Annotated in this window: 22 protein-coding genes; 18 read left to right on the top strand and 4 right to left on the bottom strand. The window is 70.6% G+C overall.

Annotation, left to right across the window (positions count from 1 at the left end; all coding sequences use genetic code 11):
- Positions 1-113 precede the first annotated feature (113 nt).
- Genes iolC through ACFE76_RS15665 form a run of 10 tightly spaced genes read left to right on the top strand, consistent with a single transcriptional unit; the run spans position 114 to position 10,028 of the window.
- Entirely contained in the window at positions 114-1,169 is a 1,056-nt protein-coding gene (gene iolC, locus ACFE76_RS15710) for a 5-dehydro-2-deoxygluconokinase (RefSeq protein WP_375432711.1), read from the top strand.
- Complete coding sequence (locus ACFE76_RS15705) at positions 1,166-2,086, top strand: deoxyribose-phosphate aldolase (protein ID WP_375432710.1); 921 nt, start codon at positions 1,166-1,168, stop codon at positions 2,084-2,086. The genes iolC and ACFE76_RS15705 overlap by 4 nt, the downstream gene beginning before the upstream one ends.
- Positions 2,087-2,097: 11 nt before the next feature.
- The gene (gene iolB / locus ACFE76_RS15700) at positions 2,098-2,982 is read left to right on the top strand and encodes a 5-deoxy-glucuronate isomerase (protein ID WP_375432709.1); all 885 of its coding nucleotides are present in this window, start codon (positions 2,098-2,100) and stop codon (positions 2,980-2,982) included.
- Between the two features lie 4 nt (positions 2,983-2,986).
- Entirely contained in the window at positions 2,987-4,954 is a 1,968-nt protein-coding gene (gene iolD / locus ACFE76_RS15695; RefSeq protein WP_375432708.1) for a 3D-(3,5/4)-trihydroxycyclohexane-1,2-dione acylhydrolase (decyclizing), read from the top strand.
- A 50-nt stretch (positions 4,955-5,004) separates the two neighbouring features.
- Complete coding sequence (locus ACFE76_RS15690; RefSeq protein WP_375432707.1) at positions 5,005-5,922, top strand: TIM barrel protein; 918 nt, start codon at positions 5,005-5,007, stop codon at positions 5,920-5,922.
- A complete protein-coding gene (locus ACFE76_RS15685; protein WP_375432706.1) occupies positions 5,919-6,917 on the top strand; it encodes a Gfo/Idh/MocA family protein in 999 nt (332 codons plus the stop codon). Before ACFE76_RS15690 ends, ACFE76_RS15685 begins: the two co-directional genes overlap by 4 nt.
- Entirely contained in the window at positions 6,914-7,807 is an 894-nt protein-coding gene (locus ACFE76_RS15680; protein ID WP_375432705.1) for a sugar phosphate isomerase/epimerase family protein, read from the top strand. The genes ACFE76_RS15685 and ACFE76_RS15680 overlap by 4 nt, the downstream gene beginning before the upstream one ends.
- Positions 7,808-7,855: 48 nt before the next feature.
- Positions 7,856-9,349 (top strand): CoA-acylating methylmalonate-semialdehyde dehydrogenase, encoded by a 1,494-nt coding sequence (locus ACFE76_RS15675; RefSeq protein ID WP_375432704.1) that lies wholly within the window; start codon positions 7,856-7,858, stop codon positions 9,347-9,349.
- A gap of 35 nt (positions 9,350-9,384) precedes the next feature.
- Positions 9,385-9,636 (top strand): type II toxin-antitoxin system Phd/YefM family antitoxin, encoded by a 252-nt coding sequence (locus ACFE76_RS15670; protein ID WP_375432703.1) that lies wholly within the window; start codon positions 9,385-9,387, stop codon positions 9,634-9,636.
- Positions 9,633-10,028, top strand: coding sequence for a type II toxin-antitoxin system VapC family toxin (locus ACFE76_RS15665; RefSeq protein WP_375432702.1), 396 nt, complete (start codon positions 9,633-9,635; stop codon positions 10,026-10,028). The genes ACFE76_RS15670 and ACFE76_RS15665 overlap by 4 nt, the downstream gene beginning before the upstream one ends.
- Positions 10,029-10,094: 66 nt before the next feature.
- Here ACFE76_RS15665 and ACFE76_RS15660 read toward each other — a convergent pair whose 3' ends face one another.
- The gene (locus tag ACFE76_RS15660) at positions 10,095-10,877 is read right to left on the bottom strand and encodes a TIM barrel protein (protein WP_375432701.1); all 783 of its coding nucleotides are present in this window, start codon (positions 10,875-10,877) and stop codon (positions 10,095-10,097) included.
- Positions 10,877-11,914 (bottom strand): Gfo/Idh/MocA family oxidoreductase, encoded by a 1,038-nt coding sequence (locus ACFE76_RS15655; RefSeq protein WP_375432700.1) that lies wholly within the window; start codon positions 11,912-11,914, stop codon positions 10,877-10,879. Before ACFE76_RS15655 ends, ACFE76_RS15660 begins: the two co-directional genes overlap by 1 nt.
- A 108-nt stretch (positions 11,915-12,022) precedes the next feature.
- Here ACFE76_RS15655 and ACFE76_RS15650 point away from each other — a divergent pair, with 108 nt between their 5' ends.
- The gene (locus ACFE76_RS15650) at positions 12,023-13,042 is read left to right on the top strand and encodes a LacI family DNA-binding transcriptional regulator (protein ID WP_375432699.1); all 1,020 of its coding nucleotides are present in this window, start codon (positions 12,023-12,025) and stop codon (positions 13,040-13,042) included.
- A gap of 4 nt (positions 13,043-13,046) precedes the next feature.
- Here the strand turns inward: ACFE76_RS15650 and ACFE76_RS15645 are convergent, their stop codons facing one another.
- Positions 13,047-14,069: a LacI family DNA-binding transcriptional regulator gene (locus tag ACFE76_RS15645; RefSeq protein ID WP_375432698.1), complete on the bottom strand. Its 1,023-nt coding sequence runs from the start codon at positions 14,067-14,069 to the stop codon at positions 13,047-13,049.
- 128 nt (positions 14,070-14,197) lie between these two features.
- Between ACFE76_RS15645 and ACFE76_RS15640 the strand changes: the two genes are divergently transcribed.
- The 7 genes from ACFE76_RS15640 to ACFE76_RS15610 all read left to right on the top strand — a co-directional run bounded on the left by ACFE76_RS15640 (position 14,198) and on the right by ACFE76_RS15610 (position 21,705).
- Entirely contained in the window at positions 14,198-15,394 is a 1,197-nt protein-coding gene (locus tag ACFE76_RS15640) for a phytanoyl-CoA dioxygenase family protein (protein WP_375432697.1), read from the top strand.
- Between the two features lie 16 nt (positions 15,395-15,410).
- On the top strand, positions 15,411-16,418 hold the full coding sequence (locus ACFE76_RS15635) for a Gfo/Idh/MocA family oxidoreductase (RefSeq protein WP_375432696.1): 1,008 nt from the start codon (positions 15,411-15,413) through the stop codon (positions 16,416-16,418).
- Complete coding sequence (locus tag ACFE76_RS15630) at positions 16,415-17,302, top strand: sugar phosphate isomerase/epimerase family protein (protein WP_375432695.1); 888 nt, start codon at positions 16,415-16,417, stop codon at positions 17,300-17,302. The genes ACFE76_RS15635 and ACFE76_RS15630 overlap by 4 nt, the downstream gene beginning before the upstream one ends.
- Positions 17,303-17,751: 449 nt before the next feature.
- The gene (locus ACFE76_RS15625) at positions 17,752-18,750 is read left to right on the top strand and encodes a substrate-binding domain-containing protein (protein ID WP_375432694.1); all 999 of its coding nucleotides are present in this window, start codon (positions 17,752-17,754) and stop codon (positions 18,748-18,750) included.
- A 68-nt stretch (positions 18,751-18,818) separates the two neighbouring features.
- Positions 18,819-19,886, top strand: coding sequence for an ABC transporter permease (locus tag ACFE76_RS15620; protein WP_375432693.1), 1,068 nt, complete (start codon positions 18,819-18,821; stop codon positions 19,884-19,886).
- A gap of 1 nt (position 19,887) precedes the next feature.
- Positions 19,888-20,703: an ATP-binding cassette domain-containing protein gene (locus tag ACFE76_RS15615; protein WP_375432692.1), complete on the top strand. Its 816-nt coding sequence runs from the start codon at positions 19,888-19,890 to the stop codon at positions 20,701-20,703.
- A 72-nt stretch (positions 20,704-20,775) separates the two neighbouring features.
- Entirely contained in the window at positions 20,776-21,705 is a 930-nt protein-coding gene (locus tag ACFE76_RS15610) for an aldo/keto reductase (RefSeq protein WP_375432691.1), read from the top strand.
- 76 nt (positions 21,706-21,781) lie between these two features.
- On the opposite strand, the gene ACFE76_RS15605 is transcribed toward ACFE76_RS15610, so the two are convergent.
- Positions 21,782-22,801: a LacI family DNA-binding transcriptional regulator gene (locus ACFE76_RS15605; RefSeq protein ID WP_375432690.1), complete on the bottom strand. Its 1,020-nt coding sequence runs from the start codon at positions 22,799-22,801 to the stop codon at positions 21,782-21,784.
- Positions 22,802-22,836 lie beyond the last annotated feature (35 nt).

Here is a 22,836-nt window from a genome sequence, read left to right as displayed (position 1 = left end):
CAGCCGGCGCTTGACGGTTTGTCTGTACAAAATCTTGACACCTGTCGAGCCCAACGCCTACGGTTTCTGCAGAGTCGGCCGGCGGCGCAGCCAGGTTCGGCCAAAGGAGAGTTATGAACAGCGACTCCGCCGTCTCGGGCGGTCCCTCTGGTCCGCCGTGGGAGGTGCTCACCTTCGGCCGCGCCGGGGTGGACATCTATCCCCTGCAGGTCGGGGTCGGGCTCGAGGACGTGACGTCGTTCGGGAAGTACCTGGGAGGAACGACGGCCAACGTCGCGGTGGCCGCTGCGCGCTTCGGCCACCGGACCGCCATCATCACCGGGGTCGGCGACGACCCGTTCGGACGCTACGTCCGCCGCGCGCTGCGCGACCTGCGCGTGGACGACCGGCACGTGGTCACCAACCAGACCTACGCGACGCCGGTGACCTTCTGCGAGATCTTTCCGCCGGACGACTTCCCGCTGTACTTCTACCGCAAGCCCACGGCGCCCGACCTGCAGGTGCGGCCCGCCGACATCGACTTCGACGCCGTCCGCGGCACCGCGCTGATGTGGCTGTCGGTCACCGGGCTCAGCGAGGAGCCGAGCCGCGAGTCGCACTTCGCGGTGCTCGAGGCACGCGCCCGCCAGCCGCACACCGTGCTCGACCTCGACTACCGGCCGATGTTCTGGGAGACCCCGGCGCACGCGACCGAGCAGATCCAGAAGGTGCTGCCCCAGGTCACCGTCGCCGTGGGCAACCGCGAGGAGTGCGAGGTCGCCATCGGCGAGACCGAGCCCGAGCGTGCCGCGGACGCCCTGCTGGCGGCCGGGGTCGAGCTCGCCGTGGTGAAGCAGGGGCCCAAGGGTGTGCTGGCCAAGACCCGGTCGGGTGAACGTCTCGAGAGCCCGCCCATCCCGATCACCCCGTTCAACGGCCTGGGCGCCGGTGACTCCTTCGGCGGCTCGCTCTGCCACGGTCTGCTGGCCGGCTGGCCACTGGCCAAGATCCTGCAGCACGCGAACGCCGCCGGCGCGATCGTGGCCTCGCGGCTCGAGTGCTCCACCGCCATGCCGACCGAGGCCGAGATCGAGACCCTGCTGGCCGGCGGCGACCCCAACGAGGGCCTGTCCGACCGACTGGCCGTCCATCCCGAGGCCCTCGGCCACGCCTTGGGAGGCGGCCGATGAACCCGACCCTGACCCCGCTCGACGTCGTCGGTGCGCCCCCCGCCTTCGTGGGTTCGGTCGCCGAGATCAACGAGGTCCGGGTGCGTGAGCCACAGCGGATCCGTCAGCTGTTGCTGTCGCGTCGCCGCCGCGAGCTGCTCGGCCCGGACGGCAGGCTGATGATCGTCGCCTGCGACCACCCGGCCCGGGGCGCGTTGGCGGCGGCCGGCCGGCCGACCGCGATGAACAACCGGCGGGACCTGCTCGAGCGCCTCGCCACCGCCCTCGCGCGGCCCGGCGTCGACGGTCTGCTCGCCACGGCCGACATCGCCGAAGACCTGCTGCTGCTGGGGGCGTTGGAGGGTCTCCTGGTCTTCTCCTCGATGAACCGGGGCGGGCTGCAGGGGGCGACCTTCGAGATGGACGACCGGCGGACCGGCTACGACGTCCAGGGCACGATCGACGCCCGGTTCGAGGGTGCCAAGATGCTGACCCGGATCGACCTCGACGACCCCGGCACAGTGGCCACGCTGGAGCAGTGCGGCCAGGCCGTCACCGACTTGAACCGAGCCGAGCTGATCGCGATGGTCGAGCCGTTCATGTCGCGGCGGGTGGGCGGACGGGTGGTCAACGACCTCAGCCCGGACGCGGTGATCAAGTCGGTGCACATCGCCCAGGGCCTCGGCGCCTCCAGCGCGTACACCTGGATGAAGCTGCCCGTGGTGGCGGAGATGGAGCGCGTGATGGAGTCGACCACCCTGCCCACCCTGCTGCTCGGCGGCGACCCCGACGGCGCGGCCGACGACACGTACGCCTCCTGGCGGGCCGCGCTCGCGCTGCCGTCGGTCCGTGGGCTCGTGCTCGGCCGGACGATGCTCTACCCGGCCGACGACGACGTGGCCAAAGCGGTCGACACCGCCGTCTCGCTGGTTCGATGAGCAGGGGCCCGATGAGTGCCTACTACCTTCCGGCGGGAACGGCCGCGGCGGGGGAGTACGACCTCGAGGTGACGCCGGAGTCGGCGTCGTGGGGCTACTCCAGCCTGCGCGTGCTGACCCTCGAGCCTGCGGGGACACACACGTTGCACACCGATGGCGACGAGGTCCTCGTCGTGCCGCTCGCGGGCTCGCTCGCCGTGGAGGTCGACGGCGTCCACCTGGAGCTCGACGGGCGCCGCGACGTCTTCGCCGGCCCGACCGACTTCGCGTACCTGCCCGTCGAGTCGGTCGCCAGCCTGCACTCCACGGCCGGCGGCCGGTTCGCGCTCTGCGGCGCCCGGACCGACCGGGTGCTGCCGGCCCGCTACGGCTCGGTGGCGACGGTGCCGGTCGAGCTGCGCGGCGCGGGTCGGTCGAGCCGGCAGGTGCGCAACTTCGGTACTCCCGAGGCCCTGTCGGCCGGTGCCGTCATCGCCTGCGAGGTGATCACTCCCGGCGGCAACTGGTCGTCCTACCCGGCCCACAAGCACGACGAGGCGACCGAGACCGAGTCCGAGCTGGAGGAGATCTACTACTTCGAGATCACCGCCGGGCCGCACGGCGAACCGGGTCTCGGCTTCATGCGCACCTCGTCCTCACCCGGCCACGAGATCGACATCCTCGAAGAGGTGCACGACCGCGACGCCGTGCTCGTCCCGTACGGCTGGCACGGCCCCGCCGCTGCCGCCCCGGGCCACGACATGTACTACCTGAACGTGATGGCCGGTCCCCCGCACCCTGGACCTGCCGGCGCCGAACGCACCTGGCGCATCTCCGACCACCCGGACCAGACCTGGGTCCGCGACACCTGGGCCGACCAGGACGTCGACCCCCGCCTGACCCAGCAGAGAGGCTGAGGCTATGACCGAGACAGTCCGCTTGACCGTCGCCCAGGCGATGGTGAGGTTCCTCGGCGTCCAGTACTCCGAGTCCGACGGTGTCGAGCAGAAGCTGTTCGCCGGTTGCTTCGGCATCTTCGGCCACGGCAACGTGGCGGGTTTCGGCCAGGCGCTGCTGCAGGCCGAGCTTGCCAGCACTTCGGCGGGGGGGCGCGGGGGGGTCGTCCCCCCCGGAGACGACACAGCGACGGGGCTGCTGCCCTACATCCTGGGCCGCAACGAGCAGGCGATGGTGCACAGCGCGGTCGCTTACGCCCGGATGAAGAACCGGCTGCAGACCTACGTCGTGTCCACCAGCGTCGGCCCGGGTGCCACCAACATGCTGACCGGCGCGGCGCTGGCCACCATCAACCGGCTGCCGGTGCTGCTGGTGCCGGCCGACACGTTCGCTGACCGGAGCGCCTCGCCGCTGCTGCAGGAGCTGGAGCTCCCCGGCACCGGCGACATCACGGTCAACGACTGCTTCCGCCCGGTCTCGCGCTACTTCGACCGGATCTGGCGGCCCGAGCAGCTGCCCGCCGCCCTGCTGAGCGCGATGCGGGTGCTCACCGACCCGGCCGAGACCGGTGCGGTGACGATCTGCCTGCCCCAGGACGTCCAAGCCGAGGCGTACGACTGGCCGCTCGACCTGTTCGACCGCCGGGTCTGGCACGTGGCCCGGCCGCTGCCCGAACGGTGGGCTGTCGAAGCCGCGGCGGACATCATTCGCTCCGCGAAGCGGCCGCTCGTGGTCGCCGGCGGCGGCGTGCACTACTCCGGCGCGGTGGACGCGCTGGCCGCGTTCTGCGAGGCGACGGGCATTCCCGTCGGTCAAAGCCAAGCAGGCAAGGGATCCCTGGTCTACGACCACCCGCAGTGCCTGGGCGCGATCGGCTCCACGGGGACGACGGCGTCGAACGCGGTTGCCGCCGAGGCCGACGTGGTGATCGGGATCGGCACCCGCTACGGCGATTTCACGACCGCCAGCCGGACAGCGTTCCAGAGCCCGGACGTCCGTTTCGTGAACATCAACGTCGCCGGGATGGACACGATCAAGCAGGCCGGACTGGGCGTCCAGGCTGACGCCCGGGAGTCGCTGGAGGCCCTGACGGAGCTGCTCGAGGGCTACCGCGTCGACGACGCGTACGTCGCCCGGTACACCGAGCTGGACGCGACCTGGGACGCGACCGTCACCGCCGCGTACGCCGAGACCGAGGTTCGCGCTGGGGGGCCGACCCAGGCCGGCGGGCTCAGCCAGAACGCCGTGATCGGCCTGGTCAACGAGCTGTCCGACCCGCGCGACGTGGTGGTCTGCGCCGCCGGCTCGATGCCCGGCGACCTGCACAAGCTGTGGCGGACCCGCGACCCCAAGGGCTATCACGTGGAGTACGGCTACTCCTGCATGGGCTACGAGGTCGCCGGCGGGATCGGTGTCCGGATGGCTTGCCCCGACCGGGACGTCTTCGTGATGGTCGGCGACGGCTCCTACCTGATGATGGCCACCGAGCTGGCGACCGCGGTCCAGGAGGACATCAAGATCATCATGGTCCTGGTCCAGAACCACGGCTACGCCTCGATCGGCGCGCTGTCGGAGTCGCTGGGCTCGCAGCGGTTCGGCACGAAGTACCGCTACCGCAACCCAGCCACCGGCCGGCTGGACGGCGACCTGCTGCCGGTCGACCTGGCCGCCAACGCCGCCAGCTTCGGCCTCGACGTGACCAAGGTCGCCACCGCGGCTGAGTTCGCCGACGCCGTCAAGGTGGCCAAGGCGGCCGAGCACGCAGTCGTGATCTACGTCGAGACCGATCCGCTGGTCGACGCCCCGAGCTCGGAGTCCTGGTGGGACGTCCCCGTCAGCGCCACCTCCACCTTGGCGTCCACCCAGCAGGCGCGCCAGGTCTACGACGAGCACAAGGCGACCCAGCGGCTGTTCCTCCAACCCAGCCGCTGATCAAGATCAACTTCTCGAATCGTCAACCCAGCAACGAAGCAGGAGCACCAGTGGCATCCAAGATCACGATCGGCACGGCCCCGGACTCGTGGGGAGTCTGGTTCCCGAGCGATCCCGAGCAGGTCCCGGCCAGCACCTTCCTGCGTGAGGTGGTCGAAGCCGGTTACGAGGCGATCGAGCTCGGCCCGTACGGCTATCTGCCCAGCTCTGCGGCCGAGCTGCAGGAGGCCCTCGACGAGCACGGGCTGACGGTGCTGGCCGGCACGGTCTTCTCCCACCTGCACCAGCCCGGTGCCTGGGACTACACCTGGAAGCAGGTCACCGACGTGGCTGCTCTGACCCAGGCGGTCGGGGGCGAGCACATCGTGGTCATCCCCGAGCCCTGGCGCGACCACAAGACCGGTGCGCCGAAGGAGAGCCCGGACCTCAGCGACGAGCAGTGGCAGCTGCTCACCACCCAGCACGACGAGCTCGGGCGCCGGATCCTGGAGGAGTACGGCCTGGCCGTTCAGTTTCATTCCCACGCCGACACCCACGTCGGCTACCAGCCGGAGATCGAGCGGTTCCTGGAGGCCACCAACCCCGCGTACGTCAACCTCTGCCTCGACACCGGCCACGTCGCCTACTACGGCGGCGACTGCCTGGAGCTGATCTCGAAGTACCCGGAGCGGATCGGCTACGTGCACCTGAAGCAGGTCAACCCCGAGATCGTCGCCCGGGTGCTGGATGCGGACCTGTCCTTCCCGGAGGCCGTGCGGATGGGTTCGATGATCGAACCGCCCCTCGGTGTCCCGGACATGCCCCCGCTGCTCGAGGCGCTGAGCGGTCTCGGCCGCGACATCAGCGGCATCATCGAGCACGACCTCTACCCGACGACTCCCGAGGTGCCGCTGCCGATCGCGAAGCGCACCCGGACGTACCTGAGCTCCTGCAGCGGGGCCGACATCGACCTGGGAGACCGTTCATGAGTGACCTGAGGATCGCCGTGCTGGGCGTCGGCATGATGGGCGCGTTCCACGCGGACGCGCTGAGCAGCCGGATCCGGGGTTCCCGGGTCAGCGTGGTCAGCGACTTCTTCGCAGACAAGGCCGCCGAGGTGGCCGGCCGGGTCGGCGGCCGGGTCGAGACCGACCCGATCGCCGCGATCAACGCCGACGACGTGGACGCCGTGCTCATCGCCAGCCCGGGCCAGGCGCACGACGAGCAGGTCAACGCCTGCCTCGACCGCGGCGTCCCGGTGCTGTGTGAGAAGCCGTTGACCACCGCCGTCGCCTCGGCCCGCGCGATCGTCGACCGCGAGGCTGCGCTGGGCACCCCGCTGATCCAGGTCGGCTTCATGCGCCGCTTCGACCCCGAGTACGTCGCGCTGAAGAAGCTGATCACCGACGGTGGGCTCGGCAACCCGCTGCTGGTGCACTGCACCCACCGCAACCCCGACGTCCCGCCGCACTTCAACTCCGAGTTCATGATCAGGGACTCGGTCGTGCACGAGGTCGACGTGGCCCGGTTCTTGCTGGACGAGGAGATCGTCAGCGTGCAGGTGATCAGGGGCGTCGCTACCAGCGCTGCTCCCGCGGGCACGTCCGACCCGATGATCGTGGTCTTCGAGACCGCGTCGGGCCGGATCGTGACCGACGAGATCTACGTCCGGACGGGTGTGGCCTACGAGGTGCGGACCGAGGTCGTCGGCGAGCGCGGCAGCGCCACCATCGGGCTCGACCAGAACCTCGTGGTCAAGACCACCGACGGCCGTTGGGGCGGCTCGATCACCCCCGGCTTCGTCGAGCGGTTCGGGATCGCCTACGACATCGAGCTGCAGCGCTGGGTCGACGCCGCCCGCACCGGAACCATCGACGGACCCGGCGCCTGGGACGGCTACGCGGCGGTCGCCGTCTGCGAGGCCGGCGTCGAGGCCGTGCTGACCGGCCAGAAGGTGGCCGTCGACCTGGGGGCACCGCTGTGAGGCTGGCGCTCGACCCGCAGATGTTCTTTGCCACCCACAGCGTCTGGGAGCTCCCGGATGTGGTCGCGAGTCTCGGCTACTCCTGGATGGAGCTGTCGCCGAAAGGCGACTTCGTCCCCTTCTTCAAGCACCCCCGGGTCGACGACGCGGGCGTCCGCAAGCTCAAGAAGGTCGCGGCCGACGCCGGGGTCGGGATCGCCTCGCTGCTCCCGGTGCTGCGCTGGGCGGGTCCCGGCGAGGACGAGCGGGTGGCCGCCGTCCGCGCCTGGAAGCGGACCATCCAGATCGCGGTCGACCTCGGCGTGGACACCATCAACACCGAGTTCAACGGCCGGCCCGAGGCGGCTGAGCACGCCGAGGCGCAGTTCCTGAAGTCGCTGGACGAGCTGCTGCCGATCTTCGAGCGCGAGGGGATCTCCCTCATCCTGGAACCGCATCCCGACGACTTCGTCGAGGACGGACTCGAGGCGCTGCAGCTGGTCCGCGGGCTCAACCGGGACTGGATCGGCTTCCTCTACTGCACCCCCCACGCCTTCCACCAGGGCCACGACGCGGCGACGATCATCACCGCGGCGGCGGAGAAGGTGCGGTACGTCCACCTAGCCGACGCGTTCGACCACACCGCCAGCCACGGGCTGCGCTACATCACCAACCCGCCCGGCAACCCCGTCCGGGTGCACCAGCACATGGAGACGGGCCGCGGCGAGGTCGACTTCGACGCGGTCTTCGCGGCCCTGGCCTCGGTAGGCTTCGACGGGGTGGTCTCCAGCTGCGTCTTCGGTTTCGAGGAGGACGCGCGCGGCATCTCCGAGCGCCAGCGGGACACGGCGACGGACCTGGTCGACCGGCACTTCGGCGGCACCACCCTGCTCACCCCCTCCAGCACCTGACCAGCACCTGACCAGCAACTGACCACCGACGAGGACGAGGACAACGACATGGCAAGCACGCTGCACCACTGGCTCAACGGCGCGACCTTCGAGGGGAGCGGCGGCCGTTTCTCCGACGTGACCAACCCGGCGACCGGCGAGGTCAGCGCCCAGCTGGCGCTGGCGTCGGAGGCCGACGTCAAGGAGGTCGTCGCCGGCGCCAAGGCGGCGTTCCCGGGCTGGCGGGACACCTCGCTGGCTCGTCGGACGCAGGTGCTGTTCGCGTTCCGTGAGCTGCTCAACGCGCGCAAGGACGAGCTGGCCGCGATCATCACCGCCGAGCACGGCAAGGTGCTGTCCGACGCGCTCGGCGAGGTGAGCCGGGGCCAGGAGGTCGTCGAGTTCGCCTGCGGTCTGCCGCACTTGGTCAAGGGCGCGTTCACCGAGAACGCCTCCACCAAGGTCGACGTGCACTCGGTCCGCCAGCCGCTCGGTGTGGTCGGCATCATCTCCCCGTTCAACTTCCCGGCCATGGTGCCGATGTGGTTCTTCCCGATCGCCATCGCGGCCGGCAACACCGTCGTGGTCAAGCCGAGCGAGAAGGTGCCGACCGCGGCGCTGTGGATGGCCGAGCTGTGGAAGGAAGCCGGGCTGCCAGACGGTGTGTTCAACGTCCTGAACGGCGACAAGGTGGCCGTCGACGGCCTGCTGACCCACCCCGACGTCGCCTCGATCTCCTTCGTCGGCTCCACCCCGATCGCCCGCTACGTCTACGAGACCGGCACCAGCCACGGCAAGCGGGTGCAGGCCCTCGGCGGGGCCAAGAACCACATGCTGGTGCTGCCGGACGCTGACCTCGACCTGGCGGCTGACCAGGCGGTCAACGCCGGCTACGGCTCGGCGGGGGAGCGGTGCATGGCGATCTCGGCCGTGCTCGCCGTCGGTCCGATCGCCGACGAGCTGGTGGACAAGATCAAGGAGCGTACGGTCGGCCTGCGGACCGGGGACGGCCGTCGCGGCTGTGACATGGGCCCGCTGGTCACCGCCGTCGCGCGCGACCGGGTGTCGGGCTACGTCGAGGCCGGCGAGGCGGCTGGCGCCACCTTGGTGGTGGACGGCCGGAAGGTGGAGCCCGACAGCGACGGTGAGGGCTTTTTCGTCGGCCCGACGCTCTTCGACCACGTGACCACCGACATGAGCATCTACACCGACGAGATCTTCGGCCCGGTGCTCTCGGTCGTCCGGGTCAACAGCTACGCCGAGGGCGTGCAGCTGATCAACGACAACCCGTACGGCAACGGCACGGCGATCTTCACCAACGACGGCGGCGCTGCCCGGCAGTTCCAGAACGAGGTGCAGGTCGGCATGATCGGCATCAACGTCCCCGTCCCGGTGCCGATGGCCTACTACTCCTTCGGGGGTTGGAAGAACTCGCTCTTCGGCGACAGCCACGCCCACGGCATCGAGGGGGTCAGCTTCTTCACCCGCGGCAAGGTGATCACCTCTCGCTGGCTCGACCCGAGCCACGGCGGCCTCAACCTCGGGTTCCCCCAGAACGACTGACCTGATCCGTAGCACCTCTTGCTACACTCGCCTTCATGAGCCGGATCATCGCCCAGCGGGAACTGCGGAACGACAACGCCCGGGTGGTCGAGGCGGTGGTCGCCGGGGAGAGCTTCATCGTCACCCGCAACGGGGAGCCAGTGGTGGAGCTTCGGCCCGTACGAGCGGGGCGGCGCCGGTTCATCGCGCGTGAGGACGTGGCTGAACTGGCCCGCGCGCAGGTTCGGATCGACCACGAGCGCTTCCGAGCAGATCTGGACGACGTGATCGACCAGGAGCTGAGGTGACGTCAGGTCTGCTCGACACCTCGGTCGTGGTGGACTGGCATGACCCGGACGTCGTCGCGGCCCTGCCGGACGAGATGGCGATCTCGGCTGTCACCGCGGCTGAGCTCGCCGCAGGCCCGCACCTGGCCCGCAGTCAGGAAGAGGCGGCGCGACGCCAGGCGCGGTTGCAAGAGGTGGAAGCCCATCTCGAACCCATCTCCGTCGACGCCGCTGTTGTCCGCAGCTACGGCCTGATGGTGGCCGCGGTCGTGCGGGAGGGTCGTAAGCCTCGCGGCCGCTTTGCCGACCTGCTGATCGCCGCCACTGCGCACGCATCAGGTCTCGACCTGTACACCCGTAACGGGGACGACTTCGTGGGTCTGGAACCGCTGATGACCGTCCACCGACTCTGAAGTCACCGCAAGAAGTCATCACCACCATCCCCGTGACCGAGGCCAAGAGTCGTGGCGGACGCTCGGTCAGTCGAGGCTGAAGGCGCGGCGGAAGCGTTCCAGGGCGACCTCGCTGTCGCCGCTGGCCCAGGCCTCCAGACCGACCGTCCCGGTGTAGCCGACGTCGCGGAGCGCCTGCGCGACCCGCGGGTAGTTGATCTCCCCGGTGCCGGGCTCGCAGCGGCCTGGCACGTCGGCGACCTGCACCTCGCCGATGTACGGCGCGCACGTCGTGATCAGCTCGACGAGGTTCCCCTCGCCGATCTGGGCGTGGTAGACGTCGAGCATCAGTCGCAGGTTCGGATGGTCGACCGCGGCGACGAGGGCGAGCGTGTCGGCGGCCCGGGCGAAGGGTGTGCCGGGGTGGTCGACGGCGGTGTTGAGGTTCTCCAGGCAGAAGACGACTCCGTGCCGCTCACCGAGCGCCGCGATCCGGCCCAGGGTGTGGCCCGCCTTCAGCCACATCGCGCCGGTGACGACCTCGACGGGCACCACCGGCAGGCCCCGGCCGTCGAGGCCGGTGCCGTGCAGGTTGAGCCGCGGGATGCCGAGCTGGGCGGCGACGGGGATCGACCGCTCGGCGGTGGCGAGCAGCTCGTCGGCGCCCGCGTCGTCGGTCAGGCTCCCGGTGACGTAGCCGGTCATCGACGAGAAGGTGGCGCCGGTCGCGGCGAGGGCCGCGATGTCGTGCGTGGTCCAGTCCCAGATCTCGACCGCGAAGCCGAGGTCGTGGATCCGTCGGACCCGCTCGACGACCGGCAGGTCACGAAAGATCATCTCGGCACACGCGGCCAGGGTGAAGGCCGACATCAGGCTCGCCCGTTGACCGGCAGGGCGCTCCCGAGGGCCACCGGGGCGTTGCTGCGGACGGATTCCGCGCAGGCCAGGGCCAGGGCGAGGGCCCGCCGGGCGTCGCGGCCGTTGACGTACGGCTCCCGGCCCGCCGCGATGGCGGCGCCGAACTCGACGAACTCGGCCACGTAGGACTCGCCGAGGAGCTCGACGTCGCCTCGGGCGGTCTCGCCGTGCAAGCCGCCGGCGTCCCGCAGCACCATCGAGGTCCGGGCGCCGTCGCCGGCGGTGACCATGCCGGCCGAGCCGAAGACCTCGGCGCGGACGTCGTAGCCGTAGGCGGCGGAGAAGCTGGCCTCGGCGACGGCACGGGCCCCGTTGTCGAAGGTGATGACCACGACGGCGGTGTCGAGCAGTCCGGCGGCCTTGAAGTCCGGCGCGACCAGCGCGTCGGCCGTGGCGTAGACCTCGACCGGCTCGGCGCCCGGGTTCAGCCACAGCAGGGTGTCGAAGTCGTGGATCAGGGTCTGCAGAAAGATCGTCCACGGCGGCACGCCGGCCGGGTCGGCAAGCCCGGGGTCCCGGGTCAACGAGCGCATCAGCTGCGGTGTCCCGACCGCGCCAGCCGCCACGGCGTCGTGCGCCGCGCGGAAGCCGGCCGCGAATCGTCGGTTGAACCCCACCTGCAGCGTCACCCCAGCGTCGGCCACGGCCGCCAGGGCCGCGTCCAGGTCGGGCAGGGTGAGTGAGGCCGGCTTCTCGCAGAACACCGGCTTGCCGGCCGCCGCGGCGGCGACGATCAGCTCGGAGTGGGCATTGCTGGAGGCGGCAATCACCACAGCCTCGACCTCGGGGTCGGTAACCAGCGCGTACGGGTCGGTGGTCGAGCGCGCCCCGTAGCGCTGCGCCAGCGCGCCGCCGACGTCCGCGCGCGGATCGGCTACCACCGCCAGCCGCAGACCCGGCACCCGCTGGGCCAGGATCTGGGCATGGGAGGTGCCGATCCGACCGGCTCCGATGAGGCCGACACCGATGGCGTCACGTCCGATGGTCACGACTACCTGCTATCCATTTGGCAACTAGAGCGCTCTAGTCTAGATCGCTCTAGTATTGGGCTGACGGCGAACAGTCGTCAACTCGCGACCGGACCACGAGGAGCGCCCATGGCCACACCCGGACATCGACGGCCGCCGACGATGGAGGACGTCGCGGCTCGAGCCCAGGTCTCACGCGCCTTGGTGTCGATCGTCTTCCGCGACCTCCCCGGAGCGAGCGACGCCACCCGGGAGCGCGTCCGGCAGGCCGCCCAGGATCTCGGCTACGCCCCTGACCAGCGGGCCCGGCTGCTGAGCCGGCGGCGTACCGGCCTGCTCGGCGTCCAGTTCGGGATCGAGCACCCCTTCCACGGCGAGCTCGTCGAAGCGCTCTACACCGCCGCCGAGGCGCGCGGCCATGAGCTCGCGCTCAGCGCCGTCGCCCGGACGCGGGCCGAGGACCGGGCGGTCGAGAGCCTGCTGTCCTACCGGTGCGAGGCCCTGATCCTGCTCGGCCCCCGAGCGACCGCGGCCCGGATCGACGCCCTGGGCGCGCGGGTGCCCGTCGTGGTGGTCGCCCGCCACCTGCGGAGCCGGCAGGTCGACGTCGTCCGGACCGACGACGTCGACGGGGCCCGCCAGGCGACCCGGCACCTGATCGGGCTCGGCCACCGGGCGATCGCGCACGTCGACGGCGGCGGTGCGCCCGGCACAGCCGACCGACGGCGCGGCTACCAGCAGGCGATGGAGCAGGCCGGGCTGGCTGACCAGGTACGCGTCCTGCGCGGCGGGCTGACCGAGCAGGCGGGAGCCGGCGCCGGCGCGGCGCTGCTGGACGCGCGCCTCGGCGACGGCCGGCCGACCGCCGTCTTCGCGTTCAACGACCGCTGCGCGCTGGGGGTGGTCCAGGCGGCCGACCGCCTCGGCTCGGCGACACCGACGGACCTCTCCGTCGTTGGGTTCGACGACAGTCGGGTGGCGACGCTGCCGTGGGTGCAGCTGACGACCGTCCGGCAGGACACCCGCCAGCTGGCTGTCGACGCCGTCGACCATGCCGTCGCCCGCCTGGACGGCTCGCCCCGCGCCGCCTCCAGCATCGTGGCGCCCCGACTGGTCGTCCGCTCGAGCACGGCCCACCGCCGGCAGTAGGGGATCAGGGCGACGCTGGCTGGTTGAACGGGGTGATGACCTGGATCTGGGACGGTGTCGACTGCGGCCGGCCCGGAAGGGCCCGGTGAGCCTGCAGAATCAGCTGGCAGGCCTGGCGCAGGTCGGCGCGCAGGTCGTGGTGCAGCACGGCCGTCAGGTGCTGCCGCCGGAGCAGGGTGGTGTTGTCGCCGTCCAGGTCGTGCGCGATGAAGGGGGCCGGGATCCGGCCGGCCCGCCGGAAGGCCTCCACGATGGCGGTGTTGCCACCGCCGATCGAGTAGACCGCGCCGATGGTCGGGTCGTCGGCGAGAGCGCGGGTGACGGCGGCGAGCATCGACGCATCGAGACCGTCGGTCTCCGACACCTCGCGGATGGTCCGAGCGGGCGCCAGGGCCCGCATGGTCGAGCGGAACCCGATCTCGCGCTCCTCCTCACCGCGAAAGCTGCTGCTGCTCAGGGTCACGAGGACCGAGGTGGTCGCCTCGTCCGACATCCGGCTGACCAGGTACGCGGCCGTGGCACCCGCCGCCCGGTTGTCGATGCCGACGTAGCCGATCCGCCGGCTCAGCGGCAGGTCCGTGACGACGGTGACCACCGGGATGTGCAGCTCGTGCAACCGCTCGACCGCGTCAAGGACGGCGGGGTCGTCGGGTGCCTTCAGCAGGACCCCGGCCGACCCCCGGTGTGCGATCGCGTCGAGGACCTGGGCCAGCTCCGTCGGTGACCCCTCCTCCCGGAGGTGGAAACGGCAGCGGAGCACGGCCGGCCGCAGCCCCGGTAGCTCGGCCTCCAGAGCGTTCCGGACGGCCGAGGTGAACCGCACCGGCGCCTGCATCACCAGGTCGAGCCGGAACGTCCGTCCACCGAGCTGCACCTGGTCGCGCTGGCGGTCGAGCTCGGCAATCGCCCGTCGCACCTGGGCGGCCGTGCTCTCGCGGACGCCCGGCCGTTCGTTCAGGACCCGGTCGACGGTCGCCTGGCTGAGGCCGGCCTGGTCGGCGATATCGCGGACACGGTGCGGGTGCAACGACCTCTCCCTGACGGCTTTTTGATGGCTTTCAGACGATTCTAGGACGTCAGACTCGACTAGCGTGACTCTCACCGCCACACCGCCGCCGGCTGCCCGACCAGCCGGAGCCCGCCCTGAGGAGCGTCATGTCGACCAGCGTCACCCCCCGTCCGAGCACCCGGCCGGCCCGCTACACCGAGTCCGACTGCCGGGTGGAGGACTTCGCCGCCCTGGTCGACCAGGCCACCGACCTGGCGGACTACCCGCACGCCGCCGACGTCCAGCGCAACGTGTTGATCTACGACGCGCCGGCGCTGCGCCCGGCCCTCACCACCGAGGACGGCCGGCTCGAGGTCGAGGCCGAGCTCGTCCGGGCTCTCACCGACGGGCCGGGAGTGGTGGCCTTCCGGGGTGCGTTCCCCGACTCGGCCGTGGTCGACCGGGCGACGGCGGCTTTCGAGGAGATCATTGCCGGCGAGTTGGCGACCGGCGGTCACAACGACCACTTCGCCAAGGCGGGCGCGAACGACCGGGTCTGGAACGCGCTAGAAAAGCTGGCGGTGCGCGACCCCGGCACCTTCGTCGACTACTACGGCAACGACGTCCTGGCCCTGGTCAGCCGGGCCTGGCTCGGCCCGGGCTACCAGGTGACCTCCCAGGTCAACGTCGTGCGGCCCGGCGGGCAGGCCCAGGACCCGCACCGCGACTACCACCTCGGCTTCCTGTCCAACGAGGTCGCCGCGCGCTACCCGGCCCACGTCCACCTGCTGTCTCCCGTGCTCACCCTGCAGGGCGCGGTCGCCCACTCCGACATGCCGGTCGAGAGCGGGCCGACGATGTACCTGCCCTACTCCCACCAGTACGCCCCGGGCTACCTGGCGTGGCGGCTGCCGGAGTTCCGCGCGTTCTTCGCCGAGCGTTACGTCCAGCTGCCGCTGGCCAAGGGCGACGCGGCGTTCTTCAACCCCGCCCTGTTCCACGGCGCGGGCACCAACGTGTCGGCCGACGTGCAGCGGATGGCCAACCTGCTGCAGGTCTCGTCCGCCTTCGGCCGGGCGATGGAGACGGTGGACCGCGCCAAGGTGTCGCGCGCGGTCTACCCCGTGCTCCAGGCGCGCCGAGCGTCCGGGGCCGACCCGGCCAGCCTGCGGAACGCCATCAGCTGCGCCGCCGAGGGCTACCCGTTCCCCAGCAACCTCGACCTCGACCACAACGTGGACGGCCTGACCCCGTTGGCCCAGAGCGCGCTGCTCGAACGAGCCCTCGCCGAGGACTGGTCACCGGACCGGGTCGCCGAGGCCCTCGACGCGTACGCCGCCCGGCACCGCACCGACGAGATCTGAGCGGAGCTCCACGAACATGCGCATCGGACTCATCGGCCTCGGCCGGATCGGCGCCCTGCACGCCGCGAACCTTAGCAACAACGACCGCGTCGACCAGCTGCTGGTCACCGATATGGCCCCGGGGGTGGCGGAGGCCACCGCGGCCAAGCTCGGCGCCACCGCGGTCCCGAGCACGGACGCGCTGCTGGCGAGCGGTCTGGACGGCGTGCTGATCGGCTCCTCGACCCCCACCCACCTGCCCCTGCTGCGAGCCGCGGTGGCCGCCGGCATCCCGACCTTCTGCGAGAAGCCGGTGGCCGAGGACCCGTATGCGGTGGGGGAGTACCTCGAGGCCATCAACACGTCCGGCGTCCCTGTCCAGATCGGGTTCCCGCGCCGCTTCGACCCGGCTTTCTCGGCGGCCAAGGCGGCCCTCGACGGCGGCGAGCTCGGCTGGCTGGCCACGGTCCACTCCACCACGCTCGACCCCGCGCCGCCGCCGGCGGCCTACGTGGCCGTCTCCGGCGGCATCTTCCGCGACTGCGCGATCCACGACTTTGACGCGGTCCGCTGGGTCACCGGCCGCGAGGTCGTCGAGGTGTACGCCACCGGGAGCAACCGCGGCGCGCCGTTCTTCGGCGAGGCCGACGACGTCGACACCGCGTCGGCGATCCTGACGTTCGACGACGGCACCCTGGGCGTCATCTCCAACACCCGCTACAACGGGCAGGGCCACGACGTCCGGCTCGAGCTGCACGGGTCGGCCGGCGCCATCGCCGCGGGGCTCGACGAGGGCCTGCCGTTGCGCTCCGCCGACCCGGCGGTCCAGTTCCCGGCCGGGCCGGCCCACGTCTTCTTCATGGACCGGTTCGCCGAGGCCTTCCGGATCGAGGTCGACACCTTCCTGTCGGTGGCCGCGGGGCAGCAGGCGTCGCCCTGCACGCTCGCCGACGGGCTCGAGGCCAGCTGGATCGCCGAGGCCTGCACCCGGTCGCTGCACGAGCGCCGGCCGGTCCGCGTCGACGAGGTGCGGCCGGCGCGATGAACGCAGGCTCCTCGACCCCGGCCCTCGTCGCCACCTGCTGGACGAGCGCGGGCGACGTCGCGCCGCTCGACGATCCCGAGGTCAGCCCGTTCTCGGCTCTCGAGCGGGTGCACGCCGTGGCGTCGACGGGCTGGACCGGCCTCGGCTTCGGTCAGGACGACCTGCGGGTCGTCCGCGACACGATCGGGTTCGCCGTCCTCCGGACCGAGATCGAGTCCGCCGGGCTCCGGCACGTCGAGGTCGAGCTCGCCTCCGGGTGGTGGCGGGACGACGTCGGCTGGCGAGACACCTGGGAGCCGCTGCTCGAGGCGGCCGCCGAGCTCGGAGCCTCGTTCATCAAGGTCGGCACCGCGTTCGGCAGCCCGGTGCTGGACGTCGCCCCGTTCGTGGCCCCGCTGCGCCGCCTCGCCGCCGAGGCCGCCGCCGCCGGCACCCGGGTCGCGCTGGAACCGCTCCCGTTCGGCTACATCGGCTCGATCCCGGCGGGCGCCGACCTGGTCAGAGCCGCCGGCCACCCGGCCGCCGGACTGTTGGTCGACTTCTGGCACGTCTTCCGCGCCGGCACGACGCTGTGGCAGCTCGTCGACTGCCTCGACGCCAGCATGGTCTTCGGCGTGGAGCTGAGCGACGCCGCAGCCGAGTGCGTGGGCAGCCTGTTCGAGGACACCCGCGACCGCCGTACGCTCCTCGGGGACGGCGCCCAGGACGTCCCCGGCTTCATCGACGCCCTGCGTACGATCGGCTTCGACGGACCCTGGGGCGTCGAGATCCTCTCCATCGATCACCGCCGCCGCCCCCTGCTCGAGGCCCTGACCGCCGCGTACGCATCGGCCGCCAGCACCTTCACCCGGGCCGAGCCCGGGGGGTCACTTCACCTGCTGTAGGGCGACCTCGCACCCCGGGGAAGGGGCGCCTCGACGTCGGTGGGTCTGTGAAGTGACCCTGCAGCAGAGGGCCAGGGGTCCGAGCCCGACCGACTGGCGTGCGAACTGCGAGAAGCCGACTGAGTCACTTGGTCAGAATGTTAAAACAAAGTCTTGACACCGGCTGTTCGGGCCGCCAGTCTTGGTCGCGTCGGCGCGGATGCCGGCGAAGACATGGAGGTCTTCTCTCAGATGTCACGCTCGCACCCTTGGCCGAGCGCGCTGACGACCAGCGCATCGGCGGCGCTCGCCGCGGCCCCGTGCCAGGGGCACACCAGTCGAATCCCGGGCCCGCGGACCTCACTCCGCTCTTCCGGGGTCGCTCGTACGTCGGGCACCAGACGGTCTGCCGCTCCCCACTTCCACCAGGCGCTCGAACGACCCCTGGCACCCCACGAAAGGAATCACCGATGATCCTGAACCGATCGCGCAAGACCCTCAGCCTGGCGGCGGTCGCGGCGGCAGCCGTGCTCGCGCTCTCTGCGTGTAGTGGCGGTGGCGCCCCGAAGACCGACGCCAGCGCCGGCAGTGACACCGGAGCCGGCGACAACTCCGGCTACACGATCGCCATGGTCACCCACGAGACGCCCGGAGACACGTTCTGGGACAAGATCAAGGCCGGCGCTCAGCAGGCGGCCAAGAACGAGGGCGTCACCCTCAAGTACTCCAACGACCCCGACCCGGGCAAGCAGTCGACGCTGATCCAGAACGCCGTCGACTCCAAGGTGCAGGGCATCGCCACCACGCTGGCTACACCGGACGCCCTCAAGGGAGCGGTGCAGAACGCCAAGGCCGCCGGCATCCCGGTCGTCGCCTTCAACTCCGGAATCAGCCAGTACAGCGAGGTCGGCGCCTCGATGTACTTCGGCTCCGATGAGGACCTGGCCGGCCAGACCGCCGGACAACGGATCCAGGCCGCCGGCGCCAAGCACCCGCTGTGCGTCATCCAGGCCTCGGGCTCGGTCGCACTTGAGGCCCGCTGCGCTGGTGTCAAGAAGGTCGTGAGCACCACCGAGAACATCCAGGTGAACGGGGCCGACGACTCCTCGGTCGTGTCGTCCCTGCAGGCCAAGCTGAGCGAGGACAAGTCGATCGACTACATCGTCACCCTCGGCGCCCCGATCGCGCTCGACGCGCTCAAGGCGATGGACCAGGCCAGCAGCTCGGCCAAGCTCTGCACCTTCGACCTGAACGTCGACGCCGCCCAGGCCATCAAGGACGGCAAGATCACGTTCTCGGTCGACCAGCAGCCCTACGTCCAGGGCTTCATGGCCGTCACCGCGCTGTACTTGCAGATAAAGAACGGCAACGACATCGGTGGCGGTAAGGCAACCCTGACCGGTCCGTCCTTCATCGACAGCAGCAACATTGACAAAATCCTGCCGTTCGCCAAGAACAACACCCGCTAGCCCGTCGGACGGGGGCCCGGGGACGCGTTCCTGGCCCCGTCCGTACATCGTCGGAATCGGAGAGCACCATGAGTCAAACCGTCAAGACTCCGCCCGCGGTAGGTGCGCCGGCAGAGAGCTCGAACCGTGTCACCCTTGGCCTGTCGAACAGGCTGCTGGCCCGGCCGGAGGTCGGCGCCCTGGTGGCGGCGATCCTGATCTTCATCTTCTTCCTCATCGTCGCCCCGGCCTTCCGCTCCGGCGGGTCGTTCTTCACCGTGCTGTACCAGAGCTCGACGATCGGCATCGTCGCGGTCGCGGTCGGCATGTTGATGATCGGTGGTGAGTTCGACCTCTCAGCCGGTGTGCTGACCACGTCGGCCGGGCTGATCAACGCGATGCTCTGCTACCAGCTCGGGCTGAACCTGTGGGTCGGCGCCCTGGTCTCGCTCGTCGCCACGCTGGCGATCGGCTTCCTCAACGGCTACCTCGTGGTCCGGACCGGGATCCCGAGCTTCCTGATCACCCTGGGCACCTTCTTCACGCTGCAGGGCGCCAACCTCGGCATCACCAAGCTCGTCACCGGCTCGGTCTCGACGGCCAACATCAACCAGATGGAAGGCTACGCCTCTTTGCACGCGGTCTTTGCCTCGAGCTTCCGGATCGGCGGCATCACGGTCTGGGGTGTGGTGGTCTGGTGGATCGTCTTCATCGCCCTCTCGGCCTACGTCCTGCAGCGCACCAAGGTGGGCAACTGGATCTACGCGGTCGGCGGCAACGCGGACAGCGCCCGCGCGGTCGGCGTCCCGGTCCGCAAGGTCAAGATCGGCCTGTTCATGACCGTGGCCTTCCTGGCCTGGTTCATCGGGATGCACACGCTCTACAACTTCAACACCCTGCAGTCGGGCAACGGCGTGGGCAACGAGTTCCTCTACATCATCGCCGCGGTGGTGGGCGGGACGTTGATGACGGGCGGCTACGGCAATGCGATCGGCGTGGCCATCGGCGCCTTCATCTTCGGCATGACCAGCCTCTGCATCGTGTACGCCGGCTGGGACCCCAACTGGTTCAAGGCCTTCCTGGGCGTCATGCTCCTGTTGGCCGTCCTGGTCAACCTCTACGTCAAGAAGCTCTCCACGACACGGAAGGTGGGTTGAGATGACCGACACCCTGTCCGAGCACGCCGACCCGGATCTGCACCACGGCGAGACCCTGGTCGAGATGATCGACGTCGGCAAGACCTACGGCGCCATCCGGGCCCTCAAGGGCATCAACCTCAAGGTGAACGCCGGCGAGGTCTCCTGTGTGCTGGGCGACAACGGGGCCGGCAAGTCGACCTTGATCAAGATCATGGCCGGCCTGCACCCGCACAACGAGGGCGAGCTGCTCGTCGACGGCGCGCCGGTGAAGTTCAGCTCGCCGCGTGAGTCCCTCGACCACGGCATCGCCACGGTCTACCAGGACCTCGCCGTGGTGGGCCTGATGGAGGTCTGGCGCAACTTCTTCCTCGGTTCGGAGCTGACGAACGGCAAGCTTGCCTTCTCCGGGCTGCGGGTGCGCGACATGAAGCGCATCGCCGACGAGGAGCTGCGCAAGATGGGCATCGTGGTCAAGGACATCGATCAGCCGATCGGCACCCTGTCCGGCGGCCAGCGGCAGTGCGTCGCGATCGCCCGGGCCGTCTACTTCGGGGCCCGCGTCCTGATCCTGGACGAGCCGACGGCGGCGCTCGGCGTCAAGCAGTCCGGGGTGGTGCTCAAGTACACCGCCGCGGCCCGCGACGCCGGGCTGGGCGTGGTCTTCATCACCCACAACCCGCACCACGCGTTCCTGGTCGGTAACCACTTCGTGATCCTGAAGCTGGGCCAGGCGGTGCTGGACAAGAAGCGCTCGGAGGTCACCCTCGACGAGCTGACCCGGCAGATGGCCGGTGGCGACGAGCTCGCCGAGCTGTCGCACGAGCTCCAGCGCTGACCGACGTTCCCTGAGCCTGTCGAAGGGCAGGCTCAGGGAACGACTGGACGCCATCGAAGGAAGGGGTGAGCCGTGCAGTACGCACGACTCGGCAGCACCGACCTCACGGTCTCCCAGCTCGCCTTCGGCACCGCGCCGCTGGGCGGTCTCTTCGGCCGTGTCGAGGAGAGCGACGCCATCGCGCTCGTGCACGAGGCGCTCGACCTCGGCATCACCTTCCTCGACACGTCGCCCTTCTACGGGTCGGCCGAGGAGAGACTCGGCAGCGCCCTGGTCGGTCGGCGCGACGAGGTCGTGCTGGCGACCAAGGCGGGGCGGTACGGCCCTTCGGACTTCGACTTCACCCCGGCCCGGCTGCGGCGCAGCGTCGAGCAGAGCCTGCGGCTGCTCAAGACCGATCACCTCGACATCCTGCAGCTGCACGACATCGAGTTCGTCCCGCTCGGTCCGGTGTTCGAGGACGCCCACGCCGAGCTGGTGGCCATCCGCGACGAGGGTCTCTGTCGTTACATCGGGATGACCGGCTACCCGCTGGCTACGATGACCCGGGCGATGCGCGAGGCCGGCCTGGACGTGCTGCTCACGTACGCCCACGCCACCCTGTTGGACGACAGCCTGCAGCGTGAGCTCGCGCCGGTCGCCGCCGAACAGGGGGTCGGACTGATCAACGCCGCCGCCGTTGCGCTGGGCCTGCTGACGCCGCACGGCACGAGCATGGGCGCCGACCACCCGGCCGGCGAGCCCGTTCGGCAGGCCGCCCGGGCGATGGCCGACCTGGCCGCTCAGCGTGACGTCGACCTCGCCTTCGTGGCCAACCAGTACTCGGTGCAACGCTCCGGCTGCGCCACGACCCTGATCGGCACCGGCCGTTCCCAGCACCTCCGCTCCGCCGTTGACGCGGCCGAGACCCCGCTGGACGACGAGCTGGTGGACACGCTGGTCGCGCTCCGGCCGGCGCCGGCCGAGCGGGTCTGGACCAGCGGCTTGCCCGAGAACAACTGAGTCACCTCCACACGCTCGGGGTCACATCGACGGACCCTCGCCAACGGTCGTCTCGTCGGCCTGCAGCGGTGTGCGGTCAGTCATCCCACCGCGGGGCGGCGGTGCTGCCCCTTACCACCAGGCGTGGCTCGAGCACGGTCTGTTGTGGCTGGGGACGGGTGCCCTCCAGGCGCTCGACCGCGGCCCGGATGGTCTGTGCGGCCTGGACCGTCGCCTCCTGGCTGACCGAGGTCAGGTCCACTGCAGCGAGCTGGGCGACCAGGGAGTCGTCGTAGCCGGTGACCGACACCGAGCCCGGCACGTCGACACCGGCCCGGGTCAGCCGGTCCAGGACGCCGAGGGCGGCGTGGTCGTTGAACGCGGTCACGGCCGTGGGCAGCGGGCCGCGCAGCAGCTCGTCGGCAGCTCGTCGGCCGTCGGCCTCACCGCCACCGCCGTCGACCACGCGAGCCTGGTCGGCGACCCCGTGCCGGCGCATCGAGCGGAGGTAACCGCGTCGGCGGTCGGCGGCGATGCTGCCGCGACCGCCGTCCACATGAAAGATCTGCCGGTGCCCAAGCGACACCAGATGTCCGACCGCCGCCTCGAGGCCCCGGTCGTCCGCCGTCCGGACCACGTCCACCCCGGTCGCGCTGACCCGCCGCCCCACCACCACGACCGGACGGGTGGCCGCCAGCCGCTCCAGCTCGGCTCGCGGCAGGTCCGAGCCGAGCAGCACCAGCGCCTCGCAGCGGAACTCGAGCAAGGTCTCGACGGCCCGCCGTTCGTCGTGGCTCGACGAGACCGTGCTGAGCACGATCTCGTAGCCCGCCTCGTCCGCGGCGGACTGGAGCGCCTCGACCAGCTCGCCGTGGAAGGCGTTGCGCACGTTCAGGGTCAAGCCGAGGTGCTTGTTGCGGTGCAGTGCGAGCAAGCTGGCGGTCCGGTTGGCCCGGTAGCCGATGCTCGACGCCGCGGCGAAGACCCGCGCCCGGGTCTCCTCACTGGCCCCGGGCGCCCCCCGGAAGACGATCGAGACCAGTGCCTTCGACACCCCGGCGGTCGCGGCCACGTCGCGCATCGTCGGCGGCCCGGACCGGACGACGGCACCGTTCATCGGGACTCCTGTGGGCTCGTTCGCGCAGATTTGAC

It is taken from the genome of uncultured Friedmanniella sp. (genome assembly GCF_964244005.1).
Taxonomy (GTDB): Bacteria; Actinomycetota; Actinomycetes; order Propionibacteriales; family Propionibacteriaceae; genus Microlunatus.
The sequence above is the reverse complement of the archived record's forward strand: the minus strand, read 5'-3'. Positions and strand labels throughout refer to the sequence as shown.

Bases quoted from the DNA above. Each gene is read 5' to 3' on its own strand.
- ACFE76_RS15630 (WP_375432695.1), top strand. From the start codon at position 16,415: ATGAACGCAGGCTCCTCGACCCCGGCCCTCGTCGCCACCTGCTGGACG.
- ACFE76_RS15605 (WP_375432690.1), bottom strand. From the start codon at position 22,801: ATGAACGGTGCCGTCGTCCGGTCCGGGCCGCCGACGATGCGCGACGTG.
- ACFE76_RS15670 (WP_375432703.1), top strand. From the start codon at position 9,385: ATGAGCCGGATCATCGCCCAGCGGGAACTGCGGAACGACAACGCCCGG.
- ACFE76_RS15685 (WP_375432706.1), top strand. From the start codon at position 5,919: ATGAGTGACCTGAGGATCGCCGTGCTGGGCGTCGGCATGATGGGCGCG.
- ACFE76_RS15620 (WP_375432693.1), top strand. From the start codon at position 18,819: ATGAGTCAAACCGTCAAGACTCCGCCCGCGGTAGGTGCGCCGGCAGAG.
- ACFE76_RS15635 (WP_375432696.1), top strand. From the start codon at position 15,411: ATGCGCATCGGACTCATCGGCCTCGGCCGGATCGGCGCCCTGCACGCC.
- ACFE76_RS15650 (WP_375432699.1), top strand. From the start codon at position 12,023: ATGGCCACACCCGGACATCGACGGCCGCCGACGATGGAGGACGTCGCG.
- iolD (WP_375432708.1), top strand. From the start codon at position 2,987: ATGACCGAGACAGTCCGCTTGACCGTCGCCCAGGCGATGGTGAGGTTC.
- ACFE76_RS15660 (WP_375432701.1), bottom strand. From the start codon at position 10,877: ATGTCGGCCTTCACCCTGGCCGCGTGTGCCGAGATGATCTTTCGTGAC.
- ACFE76_RS15615 (WP_375432692.1), top strand. From the start codon at position 19,888: ATGACCGACACCCTGTCCGAGCACGCCGACCCGGATCTGCACCACGGC.
- iolB (WP_375432709.1), top strand. From the start codon at position 2,098: ATGAGTGCCTACTACCTTCCGGCGGGAACGGCCGCGGCGGGGGAGTAC.
- ACFE76_RS15640 (WP_375432697.1), top strand. From the start codon at position 14,198: ATGTCGACCAGCGTCACCCCCCGTCCGAGCACCCGGCCGGCCCGCTAC.
- ACFE76_RS15705 (WP_375432710.1), top strand. From the start codon at position 1,166: ATGAACCCGACCCTGACCCCGCTCGACGTCGTCGGTGCGCCCCCCGCC.
- ACFE76_RS15675 (WP_375432704.1), top strand. From the start codon at position 7,856: ATGGCAAGCACGCTGCACCACTGGCTCAACGGCGCGACCTTCGAGGGG.
- ACFE76_RS15625 (WP_375432694.1), top strand. From the start codon at position 17,752: ATGATCCTGAACCGATCGCGCAAGACCCTCAGCCTGGCGGCGGTCGCG.
- iolC (WP_375432711.1), top strand. From the start codon at position 114: ATGAACAGCGACTCCGCCGTCTCGGGCGGTCCCTCTGGTCCGCCGTGG.